Origin of the sequence: Cupriavidus sp. H18C1 (assembly GCF_049311595.1) — a bacterium.
Lineage (GTDB): Bacteria > Pseudomonadota > Gammaproteobacteria > Burkholderiales > Burkholderiaceae > Cupriavidus > Cupriavidus cauae.
Genome location: NZ_CP186008.1, coordinates 3423936 through 3436839 on the forward strand (window position 1 = coordinate 3423936; position 12904 = coordinate 3436839).

6 protein-coding genes and 5 pseudogenes are annotated in these 12904 nt (G+C 68.3%); 10 read left to right on the top strand and 1 reads right to left on the bottom strand.

Going from position 1 to position 12904, the window contains the following annotated elements; translation table 11 throughout:
• Window positions 1–2: 2 nt before the first annotated feature.
• Window positions 3–182 (top strand): annotated as a pseudogene (locus OJJOAM_RS15695) (lipoprotein transmembrane); the annotation flags it as partial.
• 156 nt (window positions 183–338) lie between these two features.
• Entirely contained in the window at window positions 339–608 is a 270-nt protein-coding gene (locus OJJOAM_RS15700; protein ID WP_265632573.1) for a hypothetical protein, read from the top strand.
• Between the two features lie 151 nt (window positions 609–759).
• Here the strand turns inward: OJJOAM_RS15700 and fnr are convergent, their stop codons facing one another.
• Window positions 760–1407 (bottom strand): fumarate/nitrate reduction transcriptional regulator Fnr, encoded by a 648-nt coding sequence (fnr, locus tag OJJOAM_RS15705; RefSeq protein ID WP_420070604.1) that lies wholly within the window; start codon window positions 1405–1407, stop codon window positions 760–762.
• Between the two features lie 182 nt (window positions 1408–1589).
• Between fnr and OJJOAM_RS15710 the strand changes: the two are divergent.
• The 8 genes and pseudogenes from OJJOAM_RS15710 to truB all read left to right on the top strand — a co-directional run bounded on the left by OJJOAM_RS15710 (window position 1590) and on the right by truB (window position 12747).
• Window positions 1590–2403, top strand: a pseudogene (locus OJJOAM_RS15710) (sulfite exporter TauE/SafE family protein).
• A gap of 588 nt (window positions 2404–2991) precedes the next feature.
• Entirely contained in the window at window positions 2992–4080 is a 1089-nt protein-coding gene (gene scpB / locus OJJOAM_RS15715) for an SMC-Scp complex subunit ScpB (RefSeq protein WP_422648478.1), read from the top strand.
• Window positions 4081–4086: 6 nt separating this feature from the next.
• Window positions 4087–5950 (top strand): annotated as a pseudogene (rluB, locus tag OJJOAM_RS15720) (23S rRNA pseudouridine(2605) synthase RluB).
• 293 nt (window positions 5951–6243) lie between these two features.
• Window positions 6244–6733: pseudogene (gene rimP / locus OJJOAM_RS15725) on the top strand (ribosome maturation factor RimP).
• Window positions 6730–8206 (top strand): annotated as a pseudogene (gene nusA, locus OJJOAM_RS15730) (transcription termination factor NusA). Before rimP ends, nusA begins: the two co-directional pseudogenes overlap by 4 nt.
• Before the next feature lie 75 nt (window positions 8207–8281).
• Window positions 8282–11158, top strand: a complete 2877-nt coding sequence (gene infB / locus OJJOAM_RS15735; protein WP_422648479.1) for a translation initiation factor IF-2 — start codon at window positions 8282–8284, stop codon at window positions 11156–11158.
• Between the two features lie 107 nt (window positions 11159–11265).
• Window positions 11266–11634 carry a 30S ribosome-binding factor RbfA gene (gene rbfA / locus OJJOAM_RS15740; RefSeq protein ID WP_149319110.1) on the top strand — a complete coding sequence of 123 codons (369 nt, stop codon included), beginning with the start codon at window positions 11266–11268 and terminating at the stop codon, window positions 11632–11634.
• Window positions 11635–11775: 141 nt separating this feature from the next.
• Window positions 11776–12747, top strand: a complete 972-nt coding sequence (gene truB / locus OJJOAM_RS15745) for a tRNA pseudouridine(55) synthase TruB (RefSeq protein WP_422648480.1) — start codon at window positions 11776–11778, stop codon at window positions 12745–12747.
• Window positions 12748–12904 lie beyond the last annotated feature (157 nt).

Here is a 12904-nt window from a genome sequence, read left to right on the forward strand (position 1 = left end):
ACATGTCCCAATGCAAACCGTGGTGGAAGGAACCGTGGCCGTGGCTGCTAATCAGCGGCCCGGCGATGGCGATGATGGGCTGCGCGGTGACGATCTGGGTCGCGATGCACCATGCGGATCGACCCATCGTCGACGGCGTGGTGCGTCAGGGGCTGGTGATCCGGCAGGCGGCGACGTCGGCGGGGGGCGGTGACGTCGGCGGAAGCGATGGCGGCTGCACTGGGGCCTGCAACCGCGGCTGCAACGGCGGCTGCAACGGAGGCTGCAACGGCGGCTGCACCGACGGTCGCCACGCGGCACGCGCGCGACGCAGTGAATTCCCACGCGGTGGCGCGGCCATGAAGGCGCGCTGGCTGATGTGGGTGCTGTGGCCCGCCTTCGTCGGCGCGGCCGTGGCGTTCGTGCTGGTGTTCTCGCTGATCGATCCGAGCGAGTTGCGCGTCTTCGGACGGCCGCTCGAGCTGTCGCACGGTGCGATCTACACGATCGGCTTCGGCGTCGCGTGGGCGGTGTGCGCGCTGTCCAGCGCGCTGACGCTGTGCATGCTGCCGGCGTCGATCCTGGCGCCGATGTCGTCGCCGATGTCGGCCGCGGACGAACTGGAGTAGGGCGATGGCGAAGCGGGCGATGCGCGCGAAGCGCGCAATGGGGGCGAAGCTGGCAACGGGGGCGAACCTGGCAACGGGGGCAAAGCTGGCAACGGGGGCAAAGCGGGCAATGGCGGCAATGGCGACCGCCAGCGCCATCGCCGCGCGGGCTTCAGCAGGCCGTCTTTCCCAGCAGCTGGCGGATGCCGTCCATGTCGACCAGCTTGACGTGGCGCTGGCGGATCTGGATCAGTCCGGCTTCGGCGAAGCGCGAGAACAGGCGGCTGACGGTCTCGAGCTTCAGGCCCAGATAGCTGCCGATTTCCTCGCGGCTCATGCGCAGCACGAACTCGGACGGCGAATAGCCGCGCGCCGACAGGCGCTCGGACAGGCTGATCAGAAAGCCCGCCAGCCGCTCCTCGGCGCGCATCGAGCCCAGCGTGATCAGCATCATCTGGTCCTGCGTGATCTCCCGGCTCATCAGCCGCATGAACTGGTGTTGCAGCGACGGCAGCGAGGCCGACAGCGTCTGGATCTCGTTGTAGCGCACCACGCAGACCTCGGTGTCTTCGAGCGCGGTCGCGTCCGACGCATGCCGCATCTCGGTCAGCCCATCGAAGCCGACCACTTCGCCGGGCAGGTGAAAGCCCGTGATCTGCGCGCGGCCGTCTTCCATCGTTACGTGCGTCTTCAGCGTGCCGAAGCGGATCGCATAGACCGCGTCGAGCGGATCGCCGAGGCGATAGAGCGATTCGCCCTTGCGCACGCGCACGCGTTCCTGCACCAGCGTGTCCATCTTTTCGACGTCCTGCGCCGACATGCCGATCGGCAGGCACAGCTGCCCCAGCGAGCAGGTGGAGCAGCGGGTCGATTGGTCGTTCAGGGGGGATGGCGTTCAGCAATTGGAATCCGCGCGAAAGGAGGGAGTTGGCATCGGCATCGCGATGGGCGTCAAGCGTGCGGGCATTCTACCGTGCGGCATCCCGTCGAGGGGAGCGTGAGATGGCGATCGGCGTACTGGCGAGCGTGTTTCTGCTGGCACTGTTGGGCGGCGTCCACTGTGCGGCGATGTGCGGCGGCATCGCACTGGTGCTCGAAGGCGACGACGCGCGGCAGGCCGCGCCGGTGCTCGAAGGCGACGACGCGAGGCGGGCCGCGCCGGTGTCGTTGTACCGCAGCCGCGCGGCCTGGGTCCGCGAACTGCTGGTGCTGCATGCCGGCCGCCTGAGTGCGTACGCAATGCTCGGCGCCTTGCTCGGCGCGGTGGGCGCGACCGCGTGGAAGGCGCAGTATCTGCCCGTGCAGCGCGCGCTGTTCGCGGCCGGCAGTGCCAGTCTGCTGCTTGCCGGATTATGGACGCTGGGCGGCGCGCAACTGGTGGGGAAGGCGCCGGGTGTGAACGCCGTGGCGCGGCGTCTGGCGGCAGCCTGGGCGCGTTGGGGCGGAAGGACCATCGCGCGGCAGGGCGCGGGAGCGGTTCCGCATGGCACCAGCCGGCGTCTGCTGCGCCGCTATGCCGCCGGACTCGCGTGGGGGGCTGGTTCCCTGCGGCATGGTCTACGCCGCGCTCGCGCTGGCCTTGCTGGCCGGCAGCGCTCCGTCTGGCGCGCTGGTGATGCTGGCCTTCGGCCTCGGTACGCTGCCCAATCTGTTGATGCTGTCGAGCCTGTCGGCCGGGCTGCGTGTGCTGGCCCGCCGCGCGTGGGTCCGCCGCGGGGTCGGCGCGGCGGTGGCGCTGTTCGGCGCGGCCGGTCTCGCGCGGGCCGCGATGCTGCCCGAAACGCTGGCCGCGCACGGCTTCTGCCTGACCCTGTGAGGGCGGGCCGGCGCCCGCCGCCCAAGCCCGCGGTTGCAGGCCGGCGCGGGAATGCCATACAATCGCGGGAAGCCACGGCGACCGGGCCGCTTTCGCGCAGGTGTCGTGGTCGCCCGGTCGCGCTTGTTCCAGGCGTCTGTCACGGCACTCATGGGTTTCCATACCCATCTCCCCTCCCCGCACTGTCCGGCTAGAACATCCGGTGTCGACATCGGCCAAGAATACCGGCCAGCGGCGTGGCAGCGAGGGGCCCGACAGGCTGCACGCCAGGCCATGACCAAGTTGTCTCGCAATCCGGACGGTCACGACCGCCCGGGCGTGTCGGCCGCAACAGGGGAGACGGCGCGACGCGCTGGTCCTTCCGCCGACCGATATCGGGAGACGGGCGGACGATCTTCTGCCGGACCGGACCGGCAATCGATGCACCGATGAGAAGCGCGCGGACCCGATGCGGCAAGCATCCCGGTCGGCGGCGCGATGAATGGCGGCAGGCGTCCCTGAAGCGGAACGCGCGCTGCTGAATCGACCAATCTCCAGCGCGTCCGGGTGTCACGGACGCAGATGCAAAGACAGGCCGCACACCACAACATGAATACCCAAGAGGCGAAAATCGTCCTCGAGACGGCGCTGATCTGCGCGCAGGAGCCGCTGCGCGTCGCCGATCTGCGCCGCTTGTTCGCCGACGACGTCGGCGCCGACACGATCCGTGTTCTGCTGGAGGAGTTGCGCAAGGACTGGGAGCCGCGCGGGGTCGAGCTGGTGGCGCTGGCAAGCGGCTGGCGCTTTCAGAGCCGCCCGGCGATGCGCGAATACCTGGACCGGCTCAATCCGGAAAAGCCGCCGAAATACTCGCGCGCGGTGATGGAGACGCTGGCCATCATCGCCTATCGCCAGCCGGTCACGCGCGGCGATATCGAGGAAATCCGCGGGGTCACGGTCAGCACCGAAGTGATCAAGAAGCTCGAGGACCGCAGCTGGATCGAGGTCATCGGCCATCGCGACGTGCCCGGCAAGCCGGCGCTGTACGCGACCACCAAGACCTTCCTCGACGACCTCGGGCTGCGTACGCTGGACGAATTGCCGCCGCTGGAGGATCCGCAGGCGCAGGTCCAGGAAGCCCTGCTGAAGCAGGGGGCCATCGATTTCGAAGAGGTCGCCACGGCGGCAGGCGTCGACGAAGAGGCCTTTGCCGCGGCGCCGGAAGGCGTGGCGCAGGTGGATGGCATCGACGCCGCTGCGGTTCCTACGGCCGATGGGAGCGAAGGGCTGCATGGTGCCGATGCAGTTGATGCTGCCGATGCAGTTGATTCAGTTGATTCAGCTGATGCAGCCGATGCCGCCGATGAGGCGCCCCAAGATGTAGCGCTCGCCGAAGATGTAGCCGCGGCCGGCGTGGCCACCGGGGAAGGGTCCCCTGAGATGTCCGGCGAGGGGCAGCCACAGGCCGATGCCGATGACTCCGCCGAAGCCCCGGCGATGGCCGCGGCGGCAGGGTCCGAGGATGCCGCCGGCGCTGCCGAGGCCACGGACGCTGCCGAAGCCGCCGAAGCGCCCGAAGCCGCCGAAGCGCCCGAAGCTGCCGAAGATGGCGGCGAGTCCGCCGACCAGGCCGACGCCGATGCGCCCCAACTCGATGAACGCGATGCCGACGAGCAAGGCACGCGCGTCCCGAACTAACACCAGATGCAACAAGCGAGTGTGAATACTTTGTCCGACTCTATCGATCAAGACGTGCGCGAGGCTGAGACGCCTGCCGAGGGCGCCGCGCCGCGCCGCAAGGGCCTGCGCCGCGGCCTGCGCAATCTGGTGGCCTCGCGCCGCCAGTCGGCGCAGGACCGCGATGCCGCCGAGCCCGCAGCCGGCGATGCCGGCGCGGCGGTGCAGCCAGAAGGCGGCACCGGCGGCGCCGCGGCGGCCCCCGCGCCCGGATCGCGAGGCGGACGGGGCCGGCGCGCCAAGCCCGCCGAAGGCGAGCAGCCGCGCGAGAACGCCGGCAAGCGCCGCGGCCGCGGCAATGCCGGTCAGGGTGCCGGCCAGAATGCGAGCCAGAACGTCGGCCACCAAGCCGGCGCCAGAGCCGAAGGCGCACGGCCCGAAGGCGAGGCCGGCAACAACGGCCAGCCGCGTCCGGGCGGCAAGCGCAAGGGCGGCAAGAACGCGGCCCGGCCCGCCAAGGGCGCCGGCAAGGCCGCCGCGCCGACCGCCGACAAGGGCGGCGCCAGGCCGGCCGCGAAGGGCGACAAGAGCGCCGCGGCCGAGGACCTGTTCCGCTTCGTGATTTCGGGCCAGTACGACGCCGACGGCGGTGCCGCCGGTGCGGCGCGCAAGGCCAAGCCGGTGCGCGAGCTGTCCGCCGAGGACGATGCGCCCAAGCTGCACAAGGTGCTGGCCGAGGGCGGTCTCGGTTCGCGCCGTGAAATGGAAGAACTGATCCTGCAGGGCCGCGTGTCCGTCAACGGCCTGCCCGCGCATATCGGGCAACGGATCCTGCCGACCGACCAGGTCCGCGTCAATGGCAAGCTGATCCACCGCCGCGTGACCAGCAAGCCGCCGCGCGTGCTGCTGTATCACAAGCCGTCGGGCGAGATCGTCAGCCAGTCGGATCCGGAAGGCCGCCCGACCGTGTTCGACAGCCTGCCGCGCCTGAAGACCGCCAAATGGGTGGCCGTGGGCCGGCTGGACTTCAACACCGAAGGCCTGCTGATCTTCACGACGTCCGGCGATATCGCCAACCGCTTCATGCATCCGCGCTACGGCGTCGAGCGCGAATACGCGGTGCGCACGCTGGGCGAGCTGGCCGAGGCGGATCGCCAGCGCCTGCTGCACGGCATCCAGCTCGACGATGGCCAGGCCAACTTCCTGCGCATCGTCGACGGCGGCGGCGAGGGGGGTCAACCACTGGTATCACGTGGCGCTGACCGAGGGCCGCAACCGCGAGGTGCGCCGCATGTTCGAGGCGGTCGGCCTGACCGTGTCGCGGCTGATCCGCACGCGTTATGGCCAGTTCCTGCTGCCGCGCGGCCTCAAGCGCGGCCGCTGGCAGGAGCTCGAGCCCGAGGAGGTGCGCGCGATGATGGCCGCGATCGGCCTGAAGGCGCCGGCCAAGCAGGCTGGCGCGCCGAAGGGTGCGACCAAGGTCGGCGGCCGCAAGCAGCGCGAGCAGGCCGCGATCGAGGGCAAGCCGATGCCGACCGGCATGGACGGCCTGCCGCGCTTCAACAAGGAAGGTGGCCGCGGCGGCGCCAATCGCGGCCAGCCCGATCCGATGCAGACCTCGATGGGCTATATCACCGCGCCGACGCTGCTGACCTCGCATACCGGCAGGTTCGCGGCCGGCGTCAGCATGCCGCAGCAGCCGGGCATGCGCGGTCCAGCCGGCGGTGGCCGCGGCGGTCCGCGTGGCGGCGCGCGCGGCGCGCAGGGGCAGGGCGGTCAGGGCCAGGGACGTGCGCAGCGGCGCGGCGGCGAGCCCAATGGCAATGTGATCCCCAAGGCTGGAAAGCCGAGCGGCCCCGGGCGCGGACGCCCGCGCGGCGGCAAGCGCTGAGGCGCACGCGCGCCCGGCCGCGAGGCAGCGCCGGGCGAAGGCGGGCACAATTCGTGCCCCCTTCGCTCGGCTTTGCCTTTGTGGCCCTAGCGCGTATAATGCGAGTCTATTCAAAAAGTCATCCTCCAAGGGGATGGGCGAATGATGGGCGTTCCGCCCATTTTTTTTGGTTCGTCCGATCGTCCGAACACGCGGAAAATCGCGATGTGGGGCTCCGCCGGAGATGACGGCAGGCAGCCGGCCATTCGCCGCGGCCTTGCCCGGTAGTTTGATGGCCATTTTTCGGAACGACAGTGCATCTGGCAGATTTGATCGAAACCACGCTGACCGGCATGGGGTATGAGCTGGTCGAACTTGAACGCGCCCCAGGCGGGTTGCTGCGCGTCTATATCGATCAACCTGACACCGGCATTGCCATCGAGGATTGCGAGAAGGTCAGCCGCCAGCTGACCCACGTGCTGACCGTCGAGAACGTCGATTACGAACGGCTCGAGGTCTCCTCTCCGGGACTGGATCGTCCGCTGAAAAAACTGGCCGACTATGTTCGCTTTGCCGGCGAGGAGGCGCGCGTGACGCTGCGCCTGCCGATCGACGGCCGCAAGAACTTCGTCGGCATCCTGCAGCCGCCCACCGGGGGAGCCCGGCGCCGAGAAGATCGGCCTGGAATTCGAGGGCAAGGATGGCCCCGCGCTGCTGGAATTTACCGTATCCGATGTCGACAAGGCGCGCCTGGTGCCGGTAATCGACTTCAAAGGAAATCAGAGAAAAGGGAACAAGCAATGAGCCGCGAAGTTCTGTTGCTTCGTCGATGCGCTTGCGCGCGAGAAGAACGTCGACAAGGATGTGGTATTCGGTGCGCTCGAAGCGGCTCTCGCTTCGGCCACCAAGAAGCGTTTCGAGGAAGACGTCGATATCCGTGTGCACATCGATCGGGAATCCGGCGAGCACGAGACTTTCCGCCGCTGGCTGGTGGTGCCCGACGAGCAGGGCCTGCAGGAGCCGGACAAGCAGATTCTGCTGTTTGAAGCCCGCGAGCAGGACCCCAATATGGAACTCGGCGATTTCGTCGAGGAACAGATCGAGTCGGTCGAGTTCGGCCGCATCGGCGCGCAGGCCGCCAAGCAGGTGATCCTGCAGAAGATCCGCGACGCCGAGCGCGAGCAGATCCTGAACGATTACCTGGAACGCGGCGAGAAGATCATGACCGGCACGGTCAAGCGCGCCGACAAGAAGGGCCTGATCGTCGAGTCCGGCCGCGTCGAGGCGTTGCTCGGCCGCGACCAGATCATTCCGAAGGAAAATCTGCGTACCGGCGACCGCGTTCGAGCGTATATCCTGAATGTGGACCGCACCGCGCGTGGCCCGCAGATCGAGCTGTCGCGCACCTCGCCGCAGTTCCTGATCAAGCTCTTCGAGAACGAAGTGCCCGAGATGGAACAGGGTCTGCTGGAGATCAAGGCGGCCGCCCGCGACCCGGGCGTGCGCGCGAAGATCGCGGTGGTGGCGCACGACAAGCGCATCGATCCGATCGGCACCTGCGTCGGCGTGCGCGGTACCCGCGTCACCGCGGTGCGCAACGAGATCGGCGGCGAAGCGGTCGACATCGTGCTGTGGTCGGAAGACCCGGCGCAGTTCGTGATCGGCGCGCTGGCGCCAGCGCAAGTGCAGTCGATCGTCGTCGATGAAGAGAAGCACAGCATGGATGTCGTGGTCGACGAGGAAAACCTCGCCGTCGCGATCGGCCGCAGCGGACAGAACGTGCGCCTGGCGTCCGAACTGACCGGCTGGCAGATCAACATCATGACGCAGGAAGAATCGGCGCAGAAGCAGGCCGAGGAAAGCGAAGTGGTGCGGCGCCTGTTCATGTCCAAGCTGGACGTGGACCAGGAAGTGGCCGACATCCTGATCGAGGAAGGCTTCTCCTCGCTCGAGGAAGTCGCCTACGTGCCGATCAGCGAGATGATGGAGATCGAAGCCTTCGACGAGGACACCGTCAACGAGCTGCGCAATCGCGCCCGCGATGCGCTGCTGACGATGGAGCTGGCCCGCGAGGAGAAGGTCGAGTCGGTGTCGCAGGATCTGCGCTCGCTGGACGGCCTGACGCCGGAGCTGATCGGCAAGCTCGCCGAGGGCGATATCCACACGCGTGACGACCTTGCCGAACTGGCGGTCGACGAACTGGTCGAGATGACCGGGGTCAGCGAAGAAGAAGCCAAAGCGCTGATCATGAAAGCACGGGAACACTGGTTCAACTGAGGGACACGTTCGCATAGAGCGCGCTTTCCGCACAAGACTGTCCCGACGTAGAAACCGAGCATTGAAAGGGTTTGAATGGCAAGCACAACAGTTGCCCAACTGGCCGCAGAACTGAGTCGCAGCGCAGCTGCCCTGCTGGAACAATTGCAGGCAGCTGGGGTGGGCAAGTCCAAGCCTGAGGACGTGATCACCGAGACCGACAAGGCCAGGTTGCTGGACTACCTGAAGCGTTCGCACGGTCAGGCCGACGACGGCTCGCGCAAGAAGATCACGCTGACCAAGCGCGAAACCTCGGAGATCCGCCAGGCGGATGCGACCGGGAAGACGCGCACGGTGCAGGTCGAGGTGCGCAAGAAGCGCGTGCTGATCAAGCGCGACGAATCGCCCGCCGATGGCGCGGCCGACGGCCAGGAAGTGTCCGAGCCGGTGGTCGACCAGGCCGAGCTGGCGCGCCGCGCCGAAGAGGAACGCCGCCAGGCCGAATTGCTGGCGCGCCAGGAAGCCGAGCTGAAGGCCCGCCAGGAGGCGGCCGAACGCGAGGAAGCCGAGCGCCGCGCACGCCAGGAAGCACTGGAGGCGGAAGAGCGCCGCCAGGCCGAGCTGGCCGCCCGCAAGGCCGAGGAAGAGGCCGCGGCAACGCGTGCCGCGAGCGAGGCCAACGAGGATTCGGACCGCAAGAAGGCCGAGGACGACAAGACGCGTCTGGCGGCCGAGCGTGCCGCCGCGCAGAAGGCCGCCGACGATGCGAAGGCCGCCGCCGACAAGGTGCGCGCCGAGCAGGATGCGGCCCGCAAGCGCCGCGAGGCCGCCGAGGCCGAGGCCCGCGCGATTCAGCAGATGCTCAATGCGCCGGCGCGCGTGCTGAAGGCACCGTCCGAGCGCAAGGCCGAGGAAAAGAAGGCCGAGCAGAGCGGCACGCTGCACAAGCCGGTCAAGCCGGCCGGCACGGTCGAGGCCAAGAAGGACGAGAAGAAGCCCGCGGTGGCTACCACGACGGTCGACAAGAAGACCGGCAAGGTGGTCAAGGGCTCGTCGACCTGGCAGGACGAGGGTTCGCGCAAGAAGGGCGGTGGCCTGAAGACCCGCGGCGATTCGTCGGGCGGCGTCGGCGGCTGGCGCGGCGGTCCGCGCGGCCGTGGCGGCAAGCATCAGCAGGACGATCGCAGCGGCTTCCAGGCCCCGATGGAGCCGGTGGTGCGCGAGGTCCATGTGCCCGAGACCATCTCGGTCGCGGACCTGGCCCACAAGATGGCCGTCAAGGCCTCCGAGGTCATCAAGCAGATGATGAAGCTCGGCCAGATGGTGACCATCAACCAGGTGCTGGACCAGGAGACCGCGATGATCGTGGTCGAGGAAATGGGCCACAAGGCGCTGGCGGCCAAGCTGGACGATCCGGAAGCGCTGCTGATCGAAGGCGGCGAGGACCAGTCGGACGCCGAGCAGCTGCCGCGTCCGCCGGTTGTCACCGTGATGGGTCACGTCGACCACGGCAAGACCTCGCTGCTGGACTACATCCGCCGCACCAAGGTCGCGGCCGGCGAAGCGGGCGGTATTACGCAGCATATCGGTGCCTACCATGTGGAAACCGATCGCGGCGTGATCACCTTCCTCGATACGCCGGGCCACGAGGCCTTCACGGCGATGCGTGCACGCGGTGCCAAGGCGACCGATATCGTGATCCTGGTGGTGGCCGCCGATGACGGCGTGATGCCGCAGACCAAGGAGGCGATCGCCCACGCCAAGGCGGCCGGCGTGCCGATCGTCGTGGCGATCAACAAGGTCGACAAGCCCGAAGCCAACCCGGACCGCGTCAAGCAGGAACTGGTGGCCGAGCAGGTCGTGCCGGAAGAGTACGGCGGCGATTCGCCGTTCGTGCCGGTGTCGGCCAAGACCGGCCAGGGCGTCGAAGAGCTGCTGGAACAGGTCTCGCTGCAGGCCGAAATCCTGGAGCTGAAGGCACCGGTGGACGCGCCGGCCAAGGGCCTGGTCGTCGAAGCGCAGCTGGACAAGGGCAAGGGCCCGGTGGCGACCGTGCTGGTCAGCAGCGGCACGCTCAAGCGCGGCGACGTCGTGCTGGCGGGCAGCGCCTACGGCCGCGTCCGTGCGATGCTCGACGAGAACGGCAAGCCGACCAAGGAAGCCGGTCCTTCGATTCCGGTCGAGATCCAGGGTCTGTCCGAGGTTCCGGCTGCCGGCGAGGAAGTGCTGGTGCTGCCCGACGAGCGCAAGGCGCGCGAAATCGCGCTGTTCCGCCAGGGCAAGTTCCGCGACGTCAAGCTGGCCAAGCAGCAGGCGGCCAAGCTCGAGACCATGCTGGAGCAGATGACGGAAGGCGAAGTGCAGACGCTGCCGCTGATCGTCAAGGCCGACGTGCAGGGTTCGCAGGAAGCGCTGGTGCAGTCGCTGCAGAAGCTGTCGACCGACGAAGTGCGCGTGCAGATCGTGCACGGCGCGGTGGGCGGCATCACCGAGTCCGACGTCAACCTGGCCACGGCCTCGAAGGCGGTCATCATCGGCTTCAACGTGCGTGCCGACGCCGGTGCGCGCAAGCTGGCCGAGAACAACGGCATCGACATCCGCTACTACAACATCATTTACGATGCGGTAGACGAGATCAAGGCGGCCATGTCGGGCATGCTGGCGCCGGAGAAGCGCGAAGTGACGATCGGCCAGGTCGAGGTGCGCCAGGTGTTCCGCGTGCCGAAGATCGGCGCGGTGGCCGGCTGTATGGTCACCGACGGTCTGGTCAAGCGTGGCGCCTTCGTGCGCGTGCTGCGCAACAACGTCGTGGTGTTCTCGGGCGAGCTCGATTCGCTCAAGCGCTTCAAGGACGATGTCAAGGAAGTCAAGCAGGGCTTCGAGTGCGGTCTGTCGATCAAGAACTTCAACGACGTTCAGGAAGGCGACCAGCTCGAAGTGTATGAAATCACCGAGGTCGCGCGCACGCTGTAAGGCGGCGCGCCGCGGCGGCGAACCTTCACCGGTTTGCCGCCGCCGGCCCATCCACGCCGTCGGACCCATCGCCTTCGCTGGCGACGCCGCTGGCAAAGTCGTATCGCATGGCCAAAAAAGGCAATATCTCTTCCCGTAACCTGCGCCTGTCCGATCAGATCCAGAAGGATCTGGCCGAGATGATCCAGCGCGAACTGCGCGACCCGCGCCTGGGCCTGGTGACGCTGCAGTCGGTGGCGCTGACGCCCGACTACGCGCACGCCAAGGTCCACTTCACGGTGCTGGGCGCCGAACCGGCCGATGCCGAGGCGATCCTCAACGAGAAGGCCGGCTACCTGCATTCGCTGCTGTTCAAGCGGCTGCATATCCATACCGTGCCGACGCTGCGCTTCGTGCACGATACCTCGGTCGAACATGCGATCGAGATGTCCAAGCTGATCGACCAGGCCAACGCCACGCGCGCCAAGGACGAGTAAGTCCGCGGCGCCGGCGCGTCCTGCGTCGTCGCCTTCTCCTGAGCCGCGCGGCCGGGTGGCATGCCGAGATGGCAAGCGCATTGCCGCTATCGTTACCGCTCCCGCCACCGCTTCCGCTGCTCCCCCGCCGTTTCATTCCCCATGACCGATTCCAACGCTCCACGTCCGCCCCGGCTGCCGCGCCGCGACGTGCATGGTGTGCTACTGCTCGACAAGCCGCTCGGGCTGTCGTCGAACGACGCACTGATCCGCGCCAGGCGGCTGCTGCGCGCCAACAAGGCCGGCCATACCGGCACGCTCGATCCGCTGGCGACCGGGCTGCTGCCGCTGTGCTTCGGGGAGGCGACCAAGTTCTCGCAGGATCTGCTCGACGCGGACAAGACCTATGAGGCGACGGTGCGGCTGGGGCAGCGTACGTCGACCGGCGATGCGGAAGGCGAGGTGATCGCCGAACGTCCGGTGCGCTGCGATGCCGCGGCGCTGAACCAGGCGCTGGCGCGTTTTGTCGGGGCGATCGAGCAGGTGCCGCCGATGCATTCGGCGCTGAAGAAGGATGGCCGGCCGCTGTACGAATACGCGCGCGCGGGCCAGACGGTGGAGCGCGCGGCGCGCAGCGTGACGATCCACGAGATCGCCTTGTTGAGCTGCGCGCTGCCGGGCGCGCCCGTGTTCGCGATGCGCGTGACCTGCAGCAAGGGGACGTACATCCGGACGCTGGCCGAGGACATCGGCGAGGCGCTCGGCTGTGGCGCGCATCTGACCGCGCTGCGGCGCACCGCGGTCGGCGATCTGACGCTGGACGGCGCGGTCACGCTGGAGCAGCTCGGCGAGCAGGACGACGCGGCGCGGCCGGCCCTGCTGGCGCCGGTGGACGCGCTGCTGCAGCGCTGCGCCCCGGTGACGCTCGACGCCGCGGCGACGCAGCGCTTCCTGCAGGGACAACGCCTTGCAGGGCGCGATCTGCCTGCACAGGTATTCAGAGGCGCGGGATTGCGTGAAGACGCGCTGGCGCGCGTCTATGGCGGCGAGCCGCCGCGGCTGCTCGGCGTGGCAAGATGGCGCGAAGGCGCGCTGCGGCCGGAGCGGTTGGTGCGGTTGAACGCGCCCGACTGACGGCCGCCCGGGATTCCCTCTCCCCGACCCTCTCCCGCGCGCGGGAGAGGGAGAACACCTGGAGAGCAGGGGACGCAGCAGGTTTGCTGCCCTCTCCCGCATGCGGGAGAGGGGGCGGGAGAAGGGCGGGGGAGAGGGCATGCAGCGGTCGCCATTC

Coding starts and splice junctions, on each gene's coding strand:
- OJJOAM_RS15700 (WP_265632573.1), top strand. CDS start 339: ATGAAGGCGCGCTGGCTGATGTGGGTGCTGTGGCCCGCCTTCGTCGGC.
- fnr (WP_420070604.1), bottom strand. CDS start 1,407: ATGTCGGCGCAGGACGTCGAAAAGATGGACACGCTGGTGCAGGAACGC.
- scpB (WP_422648478.1), top strand. CDS start 2,992: ATGAATACCCAAGAGGCGAAAATCGTCCTCGAGACGGCGCTGATCTGC.
- infB (WP_422648479.1), top strand. CDS start 8,282: ATGGCAAGCACAACAGTTGCCCAACTGGCCGCAGAACTGAGTCGCAGC.
- rbfA (WP_149319110.1), top strand. CDS start 11,266: ATGGCCAAAAAAGGCAATATCTCTTCCCGTAACCTGCGCCTGTCCGAT.
- truB (WP_422648480.1), top strand. CDS start 11,776: ATGACCGATTCCAACGCTCCACGTCCGCCCCGGCTGCCGCGCCGCGAC.